The 16,991-nt window shown below is 60.4% G+C and carries 11 protein-coding genes and 1 tRNA gene; 8 read left to right on the top strand and 4 right to left on the bottom strand.

Annotation, left to right across the window (positions count from 1 at the left end; genetic code table 11):
• Positions 1-8: 8 nt before the first annotated feature.
• Positions 9-950 (top strand): hypothetical protein, encoded by a 942-nt coding sequence (locus NKJ80_RS09490; protein WP_155924165.1) that lies wholly within the window; start codon positions 9-11, stop codon positions 948-950.
• Positions 947-1,618: a WbqC family protein gene (locus tag NKJ80_RS09485; protein ID WP_027050432.1), complete on the top strand. Its 672-nt coding sequence runs from the start codon at positions 947-949 to the stop codon at positions 1,616-1,618. The genes NKJ80_RS09490 and NKJ80_RS09485 overlap by 4 nt, the downstream gene beginning before the upstream one ends.
• Positions 1,619-1,660: 42 nt before the next feature.
• Here NKJ80_RS09485 and NKJ80_RS09480 read toward each other — a convergent pair whose 3' ends face one another.
• From NKJ80_RS09480 to NKJ80_RS09470, 3 genes are all read right to left on the bottom strand, one after another.
• Positions 1,661-3,277: a DEAD/DEAH box helicase gene (locus NKJ80_RS09480; RefSeq protein WP_027050433.1), complete on the bottom strand. Its 1,617-nt coding sequence runs from the start codon at positions 3,275-3,277 to the stop codon at positions 1,661-1,663.
• A 192-nt stretch (positions 3,278-3,469) separates the two neighbouring features.
• Positions 3,470-4,237 (bottom strand): NAD kinase, encoded by a 768-nt coding sequence (locus tag NKJ80_RS09475; RefSeq protein ID WP_023729798.1) that lies wholly within the window; start codon positions 4,235-4,237, stop codon positions 3,470-3,472.
• 445 nt (positions 4,238-4,682) lie between these two features.
• Positions 4,683-7,658 (bottom strand): caspase family protein, encoded by a 2,976-nt coding sequence (locus NKJ80_RS09470; protein ID WP_352497477.1) that lies wholly within the window; start codon positions 7,656-7,658, stop codon positions 4,683-4,685.
• Between the two features lie 283 nt (positions 7,659-7,941).
• Here NKJ80_RS09470 and NKJ80_RS09465 point away from each other — a divergent pair, with 283 nt between their 5' ends.
• From NKJ80_RS09465 to NKJ80_RS09450, 4 genes are all read left to right on the top strand, one after another.
• Positions 7,942-8,976: an extracellular solute-binding protein gene (locus NKJ80_RS09465; RefSeq protein WP_023715777.1), complete on the top strand. Its 1,035-nt coding sequence runs from the start codon at positions 7,942-7,944 to the stop codon at positions 8,974-8,976.
• Between the two features lie 97 nt (positions 8,977-9,073).
• Positions 9,074-10,501: an amidase gene (locus NKJ80_RS09460; RefSeq protein ID WP_023830719.1), complete on the top strand. Its 1,428-nt coding sequence runs from the start codon at positions 9,074-9,076 to the stop codon at positions 10,499-10,501.
• Positions 10,502-10,570: 69 nt separating this feature from the next.
• On the top strand, positions 10,571-11,260 hold the full coding sequence (locus NKJ80_RS09455; protein WP_352497476.1) for a TetR/AcrR family transcriptional regulator: 690 nt from the start codon (positions 10,571-10,573) through the stop codon (positions 11,258-11,260).
• Between the two features lie 166 nt (positions 11,261-11,426).
• Entirely contained in the window at positions 11,427-11,954 is a 528-nt protein-coding gene (locus NKJ80_RS09450) for a DUF2569 family protein (protein WP_245260196.1), read from the top strand.
• Between the two features lie 126 nt (positions 11,955-12,080).
• Here the strand turns inward: NKJ80_RS09450 and NKJ80_RS09445 are convergent.
• Positions 12,081-12,141 (bottom strand) — tRNA-OTHER (locus NKJ80_RS09445).
• A 150-nt stretch (positions 12,142-12,291) separates the two neighbouring features.
• On the opposite strand from NKJ80_RS09445, the gene NKJ80_RS09440 reads away from it, so the two are divergent.
• Positions 12,292-13,575 (top strand): tyrosine-type recombinase/integrase, encoded by a 1,284-nt coding sequence (locus NKJ80_RS09440; RefSeq protein ID WP_352497475.1) that lies wholly within the window; start codon positions 12,292-12,294, stop codon positions 13,573-13,575.
• Positions 13,576-14,174: 599 nt separating this feature from the next.
• Complete coding sequence (locus tag NKJ80_RS09435; RefSeq protein WP_352497474.1) at positions 14,175-16,550, top strand: DUF5906 domain-containing protein; 2,376 nt, start codon at positions 14,175-14,177, stop codon at positions 16,548-16,550.
• The last annotated feature ends 441 nt before the right edge of the window (positions 16,551-16,991 follow it).

Raw genomic sequence — 16,991 nt, 5'->3', positions numbered from 1 at the left:
GGACCGGCATGACTTTCGAATTTCGCATCCCGATCCTGCCGGAGCCGGAATTTTTCTCAAACGTCAAGCTGGCAGCTTTGTCGTTGGCCAAGCTCGGCGGCGTCTATGCGGCCGCCCCCATTGTGGTCTCTGTTGGCGGGCATGCCGACATCGACGAACTCCATGCCGCCAACACCTGGTCCTCGGCCTTCCCGGTAACGTGGCGCCCCGTGCCGCGTGCTATCAGCGACCGGGGTTTCTCCTCGGGCTTTGACCGCTATGCCGAGGCGCCGCGCGGCGATGTCATCATCCTCGCCGATGCCGACGCCTGCCTGATGCGGCCGATCGACGAGCTTTTGCAACGCATGCGCGACGCTGATCGGCCGAGTGTTGCCGGCCTACCGGCGCATTTCTCGCCATTTTCGAGAGATGGCTCGGAAAACAACGCTGCATGGCGTCGGCTTCTTGAGACGCTCGGCTTTGCAGATACGCCTCTCAACTGGCGATATTCCGAGTCGTCGGATGGCGCCTTCGGCGGGTGCCCCGCCTATATCAACTATGGCTTCGTCGTCTTCAACAAAAGCGCTTTCAGCGCCATTCAGCCACTGATCCGCCCGCTTACCGCACGCGTACTGGATTATTTGAAGGATCAGCCCTCGATCTTCTTTTCCGGCCAGATCGCGCTGTCGCTGGCCATCCTGACGGTCGGGGCCGATGCGTTGCCTCTCGGGCCGGAATACAATTGTCCAAACTCCGACGAGATGCTGGCGCACGGGCTGCGCGACCCGGCGGATATCCGGGTGCTGCATTATCTTCGCCGCGAGCAGTTCGATCGCCACAGCTTCCTGTGCAACCGCGACGAATTCGACGCCTTCTGTGGCAAGTCGTTCGCATCGCCGGTCCTTCAAGCGTTCCAGCAGCACGTTCGAAGCTTGCCTCATTGCTTCTATGGCGAAGGCAAGACGCAGTGACGGGCAAGCTCACCATTGCTGTCATGCAGCCATATTTCTTCCCGCATGCGGGCTATTTTCGCCTGATGGCTGCGAGCGACGTCTTCGTTGTTTTCGACGATGTCCAGTTCCCGCGCCGGGGACGGGTGCATCGTTGCGAAATGACACCGGGCCGCTGGCTGACATTGCCGCTCGCGCCTATGCCGTTCAATACACAGATAAAGGATCTGCGCTGGGCGGACGGCGCCCGAACCGCTCTGGACAAGCGCCTGGCCGCTTTCGGCCTGCCGGGCCAGGCGACAACGCCGGCCGCGGAGCGGATCAGCCGCCATCTGACCGCGTCACTTGGCGACGTGACAAGCTTTCTCGAGAACGGTCTTCGACTCGTCGCCGACGCGCTCGAACTCAAAGCAAACATCTTGCGCAGTTCCAGCCTCGGCGTTGATCCCGCCTTGCGAGGGCAAGCGCGCATTATCGGCATCGTTCGAGCGCTCGGCGGACAGCGCTACATCAACGCTGCCGGTGGGCGCCACCTTTATGCCACCGAGAACTTCCAGCAGGCGGGCATCGATCTGCAGTTTCTCGTGCCCTACGCAGGGAGGTTCCCCCACATCCTGCCTGCCTTTTTTGGCAATAACCTCGCCGACCTTCGCGACGATGTTCGAAACACGTGCCAATGGGGGCCGTGAGCAATTGCCGATCACTTGGCAGCTATTTTAGGACTGCGACGATCAGACCTTGGCGACGATCTTCATGAAGGCCGGCATGTCGTCGCCGAAGCCGACGGTGCCGTCATTGTCTTCACCGCGGTTGTTGCCGCGGGCAGGGCGGCTGTTGCTGCTGGCGCGCTGCGGACGTGTATCACCGCGTTCCGGGGCGCGGTTCTCGTTGTTGCGATCGGAGACCTTGCGGTCGCTGTTTTCGGAGCGGATCGCTTCCTTCCGCTGATGCCGTTCGCCGATGTCGGCGACCGCGGCCTCGGCTACCACCGGCTGTTCCTCGCGTGCGGTATCCGCCGCCGGCGCGTCGTCGCTGCGCTTGGCATGGCGTTCGCGCGGCTTGCGCTCGCCACCGTCCTTGCGATCATGGGGCTTGCGGTCCTCGTCCTTGCGGCCGGCGCGGCGCGGAGCGCCACGGCCACGGCGGGGCGCTTCGTCCTCGCCGCCTTCGCTGGCGACCACGGTCGACAGGTCGCCGTCATGCCACTCGATCTTGTTGCCGATCAGCCGCTCGATGGCGTCGATGTATTTGGTGTCGGACTTGGTGGCGATGGTGAAGGATTTGCCCGAGCGTCCGGCGCGGCCGGTGCGGCCGATGCGGTGGACATAGTCTTCGGCGTGGATCGGCACGTCGTAGTTGAAGACGTGGCTGACGTCGGGAATGTCGAGGCCGCGCGCGGCGACGTCGGACGCCACGAGATAGCGCAATTTGCCATCGCGGAAATTGGCCAGCATCTGCATGCGGGCGCGCTGGTCCATGTCGCCATGCAGGGCGCCAGCGTCGAAGTCATACTTCAACAGCGAGCGGAACAGCTCCGCTACCTCGACCTTGCGGTTGCAGAAAATGATAGCGTTCTTCAGCTCGGCGTCTTCGGCCTTTATCAGATTGCGTAGCGTCTCGCGCTTGTCCCACGGCTTGGAGCCGGACTTGACCAGGCGCTGGATGATGTTGGTGGCAGCGGATGCCGCCTTGGACACCTCGACGCGCACCGGCGCATGCAGGAATTTCTCGGTGAGCTTGGTGATCTCCGGCGGCATGGTCGCTGAGAAGAACAGCGTCTGCCTGGTGAACGGGATCATCTCGCAGATGCGCTCGATGTCGGGGATGAAGCCCATGTCCAGCATGCGGTCGGCCTCGTCGATGACGAGGATCTCGACGCCGTTGAGCAACAGCTTGCCGCGCTCGCGGTGATCGAGCAGACGGCCGGGCGTGGCGATCAGCACGTCGGCGCCGCGCTCCAGCTTCTTGTCCTGCTCGTCGAAGGAGACGCCGCCGATCAGCAGCGCGATGTTGAGCTTGTGGTTCTTGCCGTATCTGATGAAATTCTCTTCGACCTGCGCGGCGAGCTCGCGCGTCGGCTCGAGGATCAGCGTGCGCGGCATGCGGGCACGGGCCCTGCCTTTTTCGAGGCGGGTCAGCATCGGCAGCACGAAGGAAGCCGTCTTGCCGGTGCCGGTCTGTGCTATGCCCAGAATATCCTTGCCGAGCAAGGCATGCGGGATCGCGCCAGCCTGGATCGGCGTCGGCACGGTGTAGCCCGCATCGGTGACTGCGGAAAGGACCTTGGGCGACAGGCCGAGGTCTGAAAAGGTCAACGCTTCTAGAGCGGTCGTGGTGTCTGAGGACAAGAGTTGCTGTCTTTGGCTGGTTCGGGGAAGCGCAACGGCATCCGTCGCGGCAAGCACAGCGTGCCTGCAAGATTGGTATTGCGATTAGGCGCAAGCCCGCGATTTGTCAACAGAAACGGGCGGGATTGGCACGATTGTGAAAAGGTAAGCTTAATCGCGATGCTTAATTAGGTAGTCACTCTTTGCGCCGGCTCAATAGCGAAACTGCTCGGCGAGAATGCGTTCGTTCCACGAATGGTTGGGATCAAACAGCAGCGTTGCCGTCGCAGTCGGCGATTCGCGGACCGTTACGGAAGCCACCGCCTTGACCTCGGTGTGATCGGCGGCGGTGTTCACCGGGCGCTTTTCCGACTCCAGAATATCGAAGCGTACGGTCGCCTTGTTTGACAACAAGGCACCCCGCCAACGGCGCGGCCGGAACGGGCTGACCGGGGTCAGCGCGAGCAACGGCGCATCCAGCGGCAGGATCGGCCCGTGCGCCGAAAGATTGTACGCGGTGGAGCCGGCCGGCGTCGCGATCATCACGCCGTCGCAGTTCAGTTCCTCGATGCGGACCTGGTCGTCGACGGTGATGCGGATCTTTGCCGTCTGGTAGGACTGACGCCACAGCGCCACCTCGTTGATGGCGAGTGCCGAAACCGTCTCGCCCTCATGCGTCAACGCCAGCATTTCCAGCGGGCGGATCGTTTCGGCGACGGCGGCCGCGATGCGCTCGGTGAGGCCCCCGACGCGGTACTCGTTCATCAGGAAGCCGATGGTGCCACGGTTCATGCCGTAGACCTTCTTTCCCGTGCTCATCGTGTCGCGCAAGGTCTGCAGCAGGAAGCCGTCGCCACCCAGCGCCACCACCACCTGGGCGTCGTCGAAGGATGCCTGGCCATAGCGGGCCGACAGGCTCTCCATCGCCGCCTTGGCATCGGCAGTGTCGGAGGAGACGAAGGCGAGATTGGCTTTGCTCATGACATTCCGATGGCGGTCGGCCGATGGCGGTCGGCGGCGGTTGCGTGGGGTAGCATGGGCAAGCGCATCTGCAAAGGGAGGCATCGTCCGGCGCAGTTGCGGCCGCGGCGAAACGAAATCGGCGGCTCGCGCTTCATGTCGCCGGAACGGCGAATGTGATGGTTAAGAGCGAGCTTAAACACTCGTAAAGCCTGATCGATCATGTTAGCCGACAGAGGATGGGTGGCTGGGGGGCTAGCCAGTCGAGACCTGTCTATTGCCGGTGACACGCCTGATTATCGTCTTCCTGATGCTGGGAAGTTTCGCCCTTCTCTTTGCTGAGCTTGTTCGGCAGTCCGAAGCCATGAGCTCCAGGCCGATGGCCTCACGCTGCGGCGGCGCCGGCGTGCCATGCCCGCAAAACGCGTTGTAGGCTGAAGCCAATCCACCAACGACGATCCATCGCTCACTGCGCGACAATCCGCAGATTGGCGTTGCCGTAGAATGTGTAGGCGAGATAGGTCGGATCGCCGGTCTGGTAGAATTCTCTGCGCACATCCTGCAGGATCTCGGCCAGATAGACCGGCCCGTCCTTGATCCGCGTGCTGATGCCGCCATAGAAACCGGTCGAGAAGGCCGCTGCCGCGCGGTCGGTCAGTGGCCACATGCCGCCGATGAAGCCGGAAGCGCCGCCCGCCAGCACTGCCGGACCCCAGCCCTGCACGAAGCCGCCGAGCATCTGCGAACGGCCGGTGTCGCAGGCGTTGAAAAAGTAGAACGGATTGCCCTTGCCATGCGCGGCCGCGACCAGCGCGGCCCATGTATCGGGGTCGAGCGACTGGTCGACGAGATCGATGGCAAAGACCGGCCGGCCACTGCTCAGCTGGTTGACCTCGCCATGACCGGAGAAATGAATGAAACCGGTCGAGACTTCACCGACCAGTTTCTCGAAAGAGGTGAAATCGCCATCGAAGCGGCGGTAGCCGTAAAGCTTGCTCAGCGCCGCGATCTCGTCCTGCTGAAAGCGCAGCGAGCGCTTGTCGAGATAGGAGGGCGCGACGGCCGCGACGCCGGTGAAGGTCATGCGGTCGAGCGGGTTGTCGACCTGTGAGGCACTGCTGCGCGGAGCCCAGCGCGCCAGCCGGTAGCCCATGCCGAGAAAACCGTCGGCGACGGCGCCGTCGGCGCTGCGCGGGCGGATCAATTCCCAGGGCAGCGTCGGGCTGTTCGAGGTGATCTGGATCGAATGGAGTTCGCCTTTGCCGCGCAGCGACCAGAACACGTCCTTGAACGGTTTCGGCACATAGTCGCGGTAGAGCGCATCGCCAAAACCTTCGGCGGCGAGCGTGACAAAGCGCTTTTGCGCCCCCGTATCGCTGCTTGCGGCAGGCTGCTGCAGCGAAACGGCGCCGCGCAGGCTCAATCCGAGCTGCAGCAGGCGGCGGTATTCGGAGTCCAGCCATGCCGTCATCTCAGGTGGCGTCGAGAACGTATCGGTCACCGGACCGGCCAGATGCGGCGAATGGATGATGATCTGCCCCGAACCCAGCCCGCTCGGATCGTCATAGAGGATGGTCACGTCGAGATCGGGGACGTCATCGCCGGCTGCGCCGCCGAGCGTCACATTGCCAGTTACCGCCGGCTGCGGCGCCGCTGCGGCCAGCATCAGCATGGCAGGTGCTGCGGAGCGTTCGGCTGTGGCGCTCAGAGCGGCTGCCTCGACAGGCGCGGTGCGGCGAATGATAACCGACCGCGATGCCGATCCCAGGAACCTCCCGGCGCTGTAGATGCGCGCGATGAACTGGGCCGGCTTGCTGTCCTTGGCGATCGGCCGCGCCTTGACGTCGAAGCGGACGAAGTCGCTGTCGCCCTGGCGGTAGAGCGTCGTCCGTCGGCTCCATTTGCCGCCGTCAGCGAGATCGAAGCCGGAGGCGAACAGATCGATATCGATCGGCCATTGCTCGGTTCCCGCCGGCATCGCCATGGCCAGGGCGCCATCTTCCGTCACCGACGAGCCCGGCGCTGCCTTCACCTTCACTTCGGGCGTGAATTGCTCTTCGGTAAGGGCGATCGAAACGGTCACCGTCTCGCCGGCGACAATCTCATCCGGCGCATCGATGGTTGGATGGCGCACCACCTCGACAGCGCCCGTCTCGGGTTGTGGAAGGGCGCCGCCGGAAGGAGGGCTTTGCGCCTGGTCGATGGGCGGCGGCGCTGGTTTCGGTGGCGCCTGCGCCTCCGGCGGACTTTCGGCGCCGGTCGCGGGTGGCGGGGCCGATGTCATGCCGTCCTCAGGGGGGATCCCTGCCTTATCGGGGGGCGGTTCGGCGCCGGTGGCTCCGCCATCCTGCGGATAGGTCCCGCCGAGATTGTTCTGGGCAGCGGCCACAGCTGCGTCTTCAAGACGTTGCTTTTCCTCTTCGTATCGTTGCCGAGCCTGCTCTTCCTGCAATTGGCGCTGCTGTTCCTGGCGTTTGTATTCCTCGTAGAGCGCCGCCTCCTTGGCGCTGTCGCCCATCGCGGCATCGGGACTGCCGGAGCCCGGTGCAACGTCCATGGGGTAGGGCTCCTGACCGCTGCCATCGGCGTAGTCGCTGCCATCAGGCTCCCAACCGCCACTCCCGGAGATGTAGCCGCCGCTCGCCATCGCCGGCGGTGCCGGTTCCGGCACAAGCGGCAGCGCCGGTGCCGCGCCGGCCACCTGGTCCGGCGTCAGCACAAAGGCAGCGTCTGCCGAGCGGCCATATGCCATCCATGGCCACTGGGCGCCTGACGTTTTGTCGATAGTGGTTTGCCTGACCGAGGCGAGGATGATGGCTATGTCCGCGCCGCGCTTGACCAGCGCAGCGGTGAGCGCATCGGCAAATACGGTGACGGGGCGGGCTTCGTCCAGTGCAACGGTTCCGGGTTTGGCCGACAGAGCGACGATGGCGTGGGTGAGGGGATCGACCGCCGCCAGACCCTGCATCACGCCGGAAGTAGGGTTGTGGCCATCGCCGGGATTGTCGAGCAGAACCACCTTCAATGTCGGGGTTGCCTCGAGCGCCTGCATGAACAGATCGAGGGGCAATGCCGTCTGGTCGACCGTTTCCTTTGAATCGATCCGGGTGCCGCGCGTCAGTAAATAGTTCCTGCCGTTGGCCTGCGCGGTGTGGCCGACATAGTAGAAGATGCCGACGGAGTCCGGATTGGCCAGGGATTGGGCGAAATCATGCATGGCGCGCGCGACATCGGCGCGGTCGCCATCCGACTCCTGCCGGACGGTGAAGCCAAGCGATCGTAGTGTCGCTGCAACGAGTTCGGCACTGAGGTCGGCGTTGGCGATTGCCGGTGAGCCCTCAGAGGCCGGATTAGCGACAACCAGCGCTATCCGCTCTTCGCCGCGCGCAGCGGAGAAGAGCGCCATGGTCATCAGCAGCACGACCGCCAGAAAAAGGCGCATGACCGTGATCCAAGCCCTGCAGGCTGCGGCGCTCACGCCACGGCTTGCCCCAATTCATCAATGGCCCAACCTTGACCATATCATGTCGGCTTCGCCGGCGCACTGCCGGTGCCGATCATGCAGTTGTGTCGCAAAAGATATTGACTGTATGTTTAGTAATTAATACCGTTGCCGAGATACCGAGTTGGTCAGCCGGCATTCGCCGGTGAATGATCACCAGGACGAAGGGAACTTAGGGACTCGAGGCGCAATCCCGCCGGTCCCAACAATGGGAGACACAAGCATGCAGTTGAAATCGACCGCCACGGCGCTCGGCCTGTCGCTGCTGGCGATGACCGGCATTGCCCGCGCCGAGGGCGAACTCCAAATCTACAATTGGGGCAACTACACCAGCCCGGACCTGATCAAGAAGTTCGAGGAAACCTACAAGGTCAAGGTTACCGTCACCGACTACGACTCCAACGATACGGCTCTGGCCAAGGTCCGCCAGGGCGCTTCCGGCTATGACATCGTCGTTCCATCGGCCAGCGTGATGCCGATCTGGATCAGCGAAGGCCTGCTCTTGGAAACCGATCCCAACACGATGGAGAACTTTAGAAACGTCGATCCGAGATGGGTCGACGTGCCGTTCGACCCCGGCCGCAAATATTCGGTGCCGTGGCAATGGGGCACGACCGGCATCTCGGTCAACAAATCGGTCTATGCGGGCGATCCGAACACCTCGGCGATTTTCCTCGATCCGCCGCCGGAACTCGTGGGCAAGATCAATGTCGTGCCCGAAATGGGAGACATCATGTTCCTCGCCATTGCCTATGAGGGCGGTAAGTACTGCACCGACGACAAGGTGCTTTTGAAAAAGGTGCATGACAAGCTCATCGAGGCGAAAGCGAAATGGCTGTCGCTCGACTATGCGGCCGTCGACGGTCTCGGCAGGGGTGACATTGCCGCCGGCGTCAACTGGAACGGCATATCGCTGCGCGAGCGGCTGGAGAACGACAAGATCGTCTACGGCTATCCCAAGGAGGGCTTTCCAATCTGGATGGACAGTGTCGCGGTGCTCAAGGATGCCAAGAACGTCGAGAACGCCAAGCTCTTCCAGAATTTCATCATGGACCCCAGGAATGCAGCGATGATCTCGGCCTTCGCGCACTACGCCAATGGCATCAAGGGCTCCGAGCCCTTCCTGCCGGCCGATATGAAGGGCGCGCCCGAAGTGGATGTTCCGGCCGAATTTGCCGACAAGGGCCAATTCATGTCGGCCTGTCCCGCCGACGTCCAGGCGCTCTACACCAGGATCTGGACCGATCTGCAGAAATAGCAGCGCCGCCGGCCGAAGCTGACCAACATCGGGCCGCGCATCGCGGCTCGGCCATCCCCAATGCCAGATGCCGTAAAGCCGCCGCGGGAGATTTTTTATGTCCGATCTCGACCTTTGCTACATGCCGGCCAGCGAGGCGTTGCGGCTGTTCAAGGCGAAGAAACTGTCGCCTGTGGAACTGATGCAGGCCACCATCCGCCGCGCCGAGGCAACCAAGGCGACGATCAACTGCCTCACCTTCACGCATTTCGACGAGGCGATGGATCTCGCCAGAAAAGCCGAGGCGAAATACGCCAGAGGCGCAAGGACCGGCGCGCTCGAGGGCCTGCCGATCGGCATCAAGGATGAGAGCTACATCAAGGGCAAGCCGACCTCGCATGGCTCGCTGCTGTCCGGGGACGCCATTGGCGGCCATACCTCGACCATGAACGAGCGTGTCATGAAGGCCGGCGGCATCGTCCACGCCCGCACCGCGACGCCCGAATTCAGCTGCGCCGGTTATACCTGGTCGAAGCGCTGGGGCGTCACGCGCAACCCCTGGAACCCGGATTTCACGCCGGGCGGTTCGTCGGGCGGTTCGGCGGCAACGCTGGCCTCCGGCACGTCGTCGATCGCAACCGGCTCGGACATAGCGGGCTCAATCCGCATCCCTGCCTCGGCCTGCGGCCTGGTCGGTTTCAAGCCGCCTTACGGCCGCAATCCCGATGAGGCGCCGTTCAATCTCGATTTCTACTGCCACACCGGGCCCTTGGCCCGAAACGTCGGGGATGCGATCCTGCTGCAGAACGTCATGGCCGGGCCGAGCCCGCTCGACATCGCCACGCTGCGCCCGAAACTGCGCCTGCCGCTCGACTACAAGCCGATCAAGGGTTGGAAGATCGCATTCTCCATGGATCTCGGGTCCTTCGAGGTGGATGCGGACGTGCGCAAGAACACGCTCGCTGCCTGCGATGTGTTCCGCTCGCTCGGCGCCACCGTCGAGGTGGTGGACCTCGGCTGGGGCGACGAGGTGCTCAAGGCCGGCATGGCCTATCTCGAACATCTCTTCGGCGCCTCGCTGTCGCCGCTGCTCGCCAAGCACGGCAAGGACATGACCAGCTATGCCAGGCAGTTTGCCAACGACGGGCAGAAGTCGAAGGCCACGGACTTCGTCGCGACCTTGGACGTGGCGGCCAGGATGTATCTGACGCTGGGGCCGTTGCTGGAAAAACACGATGTGCTGATCTGCCCGACCAATGCGCTTCCCGCAGTGCCGGCGGAATTCGATCAGACCAAAGGCAAGGTCGAGATCAATGGACGAGAGGTGAACCCGTCGCTGGGCTGGGTGATGACGACGCCGTTCAACATGCTGAGCCGCTGCCCGGTTCTGTCCGTGCCGTCGGGCCGCGCCGCCAACGGCGTGCCCACCGGCATCCAGATTGTCGGCCGCACCTATAGCGACGCCGACGTGTTCCGGGCGGGTATGGCCTATGAGACGGCTCGTGGTCAGTGGTACACGAATGCCGGGACACGCCCGGCGCTGTGAGTCCGCAGGGCGCCGGCATCCCAAGGCAGCGGCGGGATGTTTCGGCCGCCGGGGAAAGGCCTGACGACAATGGCGCAACGCATAGCCACTCCGGATGCGGGAAAAAGCAAGGCGGCCAAGGGTGCGGCGAACGACGCTGCGCCCAAGGACCGCCGGCGCGAGCGCGGCGAAGCGAGCATCCAGCGCATCATCGACGCCACAATCGAGCTCATCGCGGAGGAGGGGCTGGCCAGCGTCACCATGCAGCGCATCGCCGAGCATGTCGGCTCGTCCAACGCACTGGTGGTCTTTCATTTTCGCAGCAAGGAGAACCTGTTCCGAGCCGTCCTGCAATATCTCAGCGACCGATATGACGCGCTGTGGCTGACGCTGGTGCGGGCGCCCGGCCTGTCGCCGGTCGAGCGGGTCTTGGGCGCGGTCGATTGCGCGCAACGCTTTGCCCGCCAGCATCCGAATTGGGTGTCGGTCTTCGTCGTGTTCTCCAGCGACCGCAAGAGCATGCAGCTCTACAACGAGATAGGCCTGCCCAGCGATCTCGCCTACACGGCCGAAGCGCGCGAACTGCTGATCGAGATTTCGCGCAGCGGCGGTTACACCGGCGTCGACATAGACACGCTGTCGGAGAGCCTGAATTATCTGGTTCACGGCGCCTGGTATTGGGACCATCTCAACCCGTCCAGCCGCGACACCGACGTGCTGCGCAAGACCATGCTGCTCCTGCTGCACCAGGCCTTTCCGCGGCATTTTGACTTGGGGTGAGATGCGGCCATTGCGAGCGACGAAAGCGTCCTCTGCAAACCTAAACCCGAAAATCTCTACGATGCCTTGATCTCTGTAAAAACGCTTGCACAATCCAGAGGTGCGAGCTAAACAACCCAGGGATGCATTCGAGGGTGGGTAAATGTGGCATTGGGCGATACTTCTGTTGCTGATTGGCGTGCCGGTTTTCTTCGCCGTCCGGTCGTCGCGCAAATCCTCACAGAGCCCAGATGACCTCGTGGGGTTCGGCGGCTGGCTGATCCTGCTGGCGATCAGCCTGTCCCTTTCGCCGTTGCGCACACTTGTCGATATGGCCAGTCTGGTCAAAACCTACCAACAGCTTGTTACAGTGCCCAACGGGGCCTTGGCCATCTATGGCGAGGCAGCCCTCAATCTGGCATTTCTGGTGCTTCAGCTGGTCGTGCTTGTTTCGATGCTGCGGCGAAGCCACCGCTTTCCGCAGCTGTTCATATGTCTGTGGTTCGCGATCCCTCTCTTATTCGTACTGGACACAGTTTGGATATCGACTGTTCTGGGTGTCCCGGTAAACCGTTTGCTTGCCGGAGGAGCTCTGGTTACACCTTTGGCATCCTTCATAGTCACAGGGATCTGGGCCGCCTACGTCTACAGGTCGGTTAGGGTGAGGAACACGTTCGGCGATACGGCAGCCATACAGGCTGCCACATTTTCCTAGAAGGTCCGACGGCTGCGAGTTGGCCTGATGTCGTGCTGCCAGCTCCGCCGAATAGAACCGTCGGCAGTCCTCCTTCGACTAACGAGCTTCGAGTGGCCTGCCACCCGAAGCTCGAAGAGCGAAAGGTGGTGCCCCCGGACGGAATCGAACCGCCGACCTTCGGTTTACAAATTTTGTGCCAGCATACCCCGTAGGGCAACAGTCCATAACGCAAAAATCATTAATTGCCTGATTTAAATCAGTTTTCAGGCTCAAGAGCAGCGGTTTGCGGAACGGTCCATAACGTGCCATAACGTTACCCGGATTACCCCTGACGTTACCCGGAGCGAAAAAGCCGATGCCTGGACAGACCATTCCCGCGCAGCACAAACGCGCTGCCGCATTCATCAACACGTTGAAGCCAGCCACCACGCGGCAAGAGATTTCGGACGACGCGCAAGCAGGGCTGTATCTGGTGATGCAGCCAACAAGCGGCGCTTTGTCATGGGCAGTGCGGACGAAGATCGACGGCAAGCCCGCAAAGGTCACGATTGGACGGTACGACGAAGTTGGATCAACCGAACGCGTCAACAGCATCGTTTCGCCAACGCAAGCGCTCAACGTGACCCAAGCTCGCGCGCTTGCCCAAAGTGTGATGGCAGACGCGAAGCGCGGCAATGATCCCCGCCAACGCAAGATCGATCGAACCAGCGTTGCAGCTTGGTTTGATGAATTCATCAAGACCGCTCGCGCAACCGGCTTCAAGGGCAGGGCAGTCAAGGCATCGACCGCAGACGAATACGAACGGATAATCACAACGAACATCAAGCCGCATTGGAAACACGTCACGGACATCAGGACAATCGATTACCGGGACGTTGAAAAGCTGTTGGCGAAGCTGACACCCGGCGCACGCCGCAATGCCTTCGCGGTCCTATCCGCGTTCTTTCGTTGGAAGCCGGTTGCGCGAGCCATGGGGCGCAACATCATCGAACTAGCGGAAGCGCCAGCAAAGCCGCAAAGCCGGGACCGTGTTTTGTCACACGACGAGATAAAAACGATTTGGAAGGCGGCGGATAAGTGCCAGTACCCATTCGGGCCGATGGTGCAACTGCTGTTGCTGACTGGTCAGCGCCGAGACGAGATTGCAAACCTGAGATGGTCGGAATTAACCGACAAGCTGGACGCGATCACGCTTGAAGGATCGCGCACAAAAAACTCCAGCGCTCATGTTGTGCCGCTGGCACCGATGGCAAAAACGATCATCGAAAGACTGCCGAGGATGGCAGACAAGCGCGGAAACCCGTCCGAATACGTGTTCACCACAACAGCGACCACGCCATTCAGCGGCTTTAGCAATGGCAAGAAAGCGCTAGATAAGCACTGCGGCGAACCGGCTTTGCCCGATTGGCATCTACATGATCTGAGAAGAACAGCCGCAACAGAACTCGCACGGCTTGGAATCAAGCAGGAAGTGACCGAAGCAATTCTAAATCACAAAACAGGCAAAGTGAGCGGTGTTGCCGCAATCTATAACCGCTACGATTACCAAGACGAAAAGCGCGATGCTTTGGAGCAACTAGCAAACCGTATCCAAGCGATCACCGCAGATAATGTAACGATATTGAAAAAATCCGCCTAGAGCGGACTTAAGACTGTGTAATACGCAAAATGTGCTTGACTGTGTTGGGACGTTATGGCCCGATGGCGTTGCTGCCTTGATCGGATGATATCGGCAGTGCAGGGAACCGGATGGTTCAATGGCGCGAGGAAGACGCGCTGAACGCAGTTGGATGGCTGCCCGAAACCGCTGGTTACGCGGTCAATCGCTATATCGAGGCACATCATGTCTTCTGTTGATACACTCATACCCGCACCGGCCGTCTGCGCCATCTGTGGCGGGATCACGCCTATGACACTCCACCGCTGGCTGCACGGCGCTTATGATCGCCGGACAGGGCGAGAGACACCGCCTGTCGCCAATTTCCCCAAGCCCCGCAAAATCAACAATCGCCGGTACTGGCTGCGGGCGGAAATTGAGCAGTTCGCGGTCGGTCGGATGGCCGGCTGATACACCCCCGCTGTTACCCAAGGCCGGTTTTGACTGGCTGTTGCTACCGCTAAGCGGCTGATAAAAGACGATTTTTCCAGAAACAGAGCAGCAAATCACAGATTTGAAGCTCGAAAGAATAGGCCCGACGAAGCGCGCGAACGCTGGTCGGGCCATGAAGGAAGTGTGCAATGACTGACCATATAAACCTCACTACGGGGGTAATCAATCCGCCTGCGCAGTCTTTTGAACAAGCATCGACATTTGTAAACGCGATCACAGGCGGTCAAGCCGCGACTGCAATCATTGATTGGAGAGCCATACATGACGCGAACAAGAGCGTTGCCGCGATCCCGTTTCGAGATACGCTCCAAAATGCGTGGTCAAGCATCGTCCACTACAACAACCAAGGGTACGGTATATTTGCCGTCATAGCGGAATTAGATGGCGTCGGACGTGAGCTTTGTAACGTCCAAAGTCTGCGCGCAAATTACGTCGATCTTGACAATCTGTCTGCGCAGCAAAACCTGACGCGAGCCGAGCAATGGTTTCCGGCACCAGCATTTGCTGTCAACTCCAGCCCGCAGAAGTTCCACATCTATTGGCCCGTCCAGCCGTACACCGGCAACGAACGCTTTGAATTAATTCAGAGGAAGCTCAAACAGTTTTTTGAGGGTGATCCGTCGATCATTGATGCCACGAGAGTTATGAGGCTTCCGGGTACGATAAGCACGAAATACAGCAATCCGCAAAGCAGCAAGCATACACATGGCGCTGCGCCGCATCTGGTGACATGTTTCGCCATGGCCGGCAACGGCTACGTCACAACGGCCGAACAGCTTGAAACCGCGCTGCACGATGTCAACGTGATCGATGGTGGTGGCGGCCGGCATCAGTTGGGCGATCCTGCGCTAGCTGCACCGTCGCTTCATTGGCTGCAATACGCGCTGGATGCAACAGACCCTAACACGTTGTCACGAGGCGACTGGATCAGCTTTCTCGCAGCAGTGAAGCAAGCCGGCTGGACGCTCGCAAGCGATCAACAGCTATATGATATGTGGCAGCAGTGGTGCATGCGCTACGATGGGAATGATCCCGGTGAGAATTACAAGCAGTGGAATTCGATTAGAAACACCGAAGTTGGTTGGCCAGCGGTTGAGCGGCGCATTCCCACGTTGAGAGCGCAACGGCTGCTTGGCGGTAGCGGTAATGCGCCAGCCGTCCAACTGTCACCAACGCAAGCGCAATTCGGTGAGATGCTGACACCGCAAGAACAGCGGATTTGGTTCAACGGCTGCGTGCTGATCGGACCTGAAAACTGCATCATTGGACCGCGCGGCATTAGGTACGGCGTTGGCAGCTTCAACGCCTCTTATGGCGGCAAGAGGTTCATCATCGACAGCAACGGCAAGACAACCGACGAAGCTTGGCAAGCCGCAACTCGCTCAAGGGTCTGGACGGTGCCGAAAGTAGATGGAACCTGCTTTCGTCCCGACATGGAAACAGGCGACATTATCCGCGACGGATTAGGCCGATCCTACGTCAATACCTATGTGCCAGCGAATATCCAAACCCTTGCCGGCGACCCCGCGCCATTCCTGCGTCACTTGGCGTTGGTGCTGCCCAACGCGGACGATCAGCACATGCTGCTAGAATTCCTGGCGCACAATGCGAAGTATCCCGGCCACAAAATACCATGGTCTCCGGTTCTTCAATCCGTTGAAGGCGTGGGCAAGAATGTATTCAAACAGGTAATGCGGCATGTGATCGACAAACAATATTTCTATCAGCCGAAAGCAAAGCAGCTGAACGAAAGCGGCAGCAAATTCAACGGATGGATGGGCAGCAAACTGTTTTTTTTGGTCGATGAAATCCGAACCGACGAAAAGCGCGACATGGTTGAAACGCTAAAGCCTTTCATCACCGAAACCGAACTTGAAATTGAAGGGAAAGGCGTCGACCAAAAGATGGGCGACACGCCATCCAATTGGCTGTTTTTCAGCAACTACAAGGACGCAATTCCGGTTACCGCAAATGGAAGGCGGTTCGCGATCTTCTACAGCCCGATCCAGACGGTTGACGACCTACGTTCGCGCGGCATGGACGATGCTTATTTCAACAGCTTGTACAACTGGCTTGGCGACCATCCAAACGGTGGTGGTCACAAGATGGGATTGAAAATTGTCGCTCATTATCTGCTCAACTATCCAATCGAGCGCGGCGCGATATCGAAGCGCGCGCCAGTCACCAGCAGCACCGCAGAGGCGTTGATTGAAAGCCGTGGCTGGCTGGAGCAACTTCTAGCCGAAGCCGTCGAGGACGCCTCTCCCGGCTTTCGTGGCGGCTGGATCAGCACGGCTGCTGTCGGGAAGCTTCTAGGGCAGCGCGGCCACAAAGCGGTGCCAGCGAAAACGCTCGCCACGGCTATTTCGGCTGTTGGCTATTTCAGGATCGGTCAGAGCGGACGGGCTTACTTCCAAGATGATCTCAACAAGCGCGGTGTTTTGTGGAATTTGGATGCCAACGCCCATGTTGAAAATTATGGACGTGCGCAAGGCTATGATTGAAAGCATCATAGCGGCTATCATAGCGCAAGTTAAACCATTGAATTCGCTTCGAAATAGGCCATCCGCTATGATAACTATGGGAAATCGCTGTCTCTGCTCCCCCACGCACCGGGACGCCTCTACCCTCTCTTATTATTTCTCTCTCTCTTAATATAGAGATATCATAGTTATCATAGCGGCCAGGCAGTAAGCCGTTGAAAAACATGGGAAAACTGACGCTATGATTACTCGGGGATCATAGCGCGGTCATAGCGTCCTTAGCGCCGACCGCATATTGCCGAAATTACCCCCACAATTACCCAATCGCTGCCATCTGCGATGATCGTCCATTTAACGCTTTGAAAACGTTCGCAACTGGTTGCGATGACCGCCTGTTAGATAGTTTGGTGCTCAATGCGATGGTCGTCTTCGGTGATCGTTTGCGATGGTCAACGCGGTATA

Origin of the sequence: Mesorhizobium sp. M0030, from assembly GCF_040323695.1 — a bacterium.
GTDB lineage: Bacteria > Pseudomonadota > Alphaproteobacteria > Rhizobiales > Rhizobiaceae > Mesorhizobium.
The sequence above is the reverse complement of the archived record's forward strand: the minus strand, read 5'-3'. Positions and strand labels throughout refer to the sequence as shown.

Excerpts from the sequence above, each read along its gene's own strand:
- NKJ80_RS09470 (WP_352497477.1), bottom strand. The coding sequence starts at position 7,658 with ATGCGCCTTTTTCTGGCGGTCGTGCTGCTGATGACCATGGCGCTCTTC.
- NKJ80_RS09440 (WP_352497475.1), top strand. The coding sequence starts at position 12,292 with ATGCCTGGACAGACCATTCCCGCGCAGCACAAACGCGCTGCCGCATTC.
- NKJ80_RS09490 (WP_155924165.1), top strand. The coding sequence starts at position 9 with ATGACTTTCGAATTTCGCATCCCGATCCTGCCGGAGCCGGAATTTTTC.
- NKJ80_RS09455 (WP_352497476.1), top strand. The coding sequence starts at position 10,571 with ATGGCGCAACGCATAGCCACTCCGGATGCGGGAAAAAGCAAGGCGGCC.
- NKJ80_RS09460 (WP_023830719.1), top strand. The coding sequence starts at position 9,074 with ATGTCCGATCTCGACCTTTGCTACATGCCGGCCAGCGAGGCGTTGCGG.
- NKJ80_RS09465 (WP_023715777.1), top strand. The coding sequence starts at position 7,942 with ATGCAGTTGAAATCGACCGCCACGGCGCTCGGCCTGTCGCTGCTGGCG.
- NKJ80_RS09435 (WP_352497474.1), top strand. The coding sequence starts at position 14,175 with ATGACTGACCATATAAACCTCACTACGGGGGTAATCAATCCGCCTGCG.
- NKJ80_RS09475 (WP_023729798.1), bottom strand. The coding sequence starts at position 4,237 with ATGAGCAAAGCCAATCTCGCCTTCGTCTCCTCCGACACTGCCGATGCC.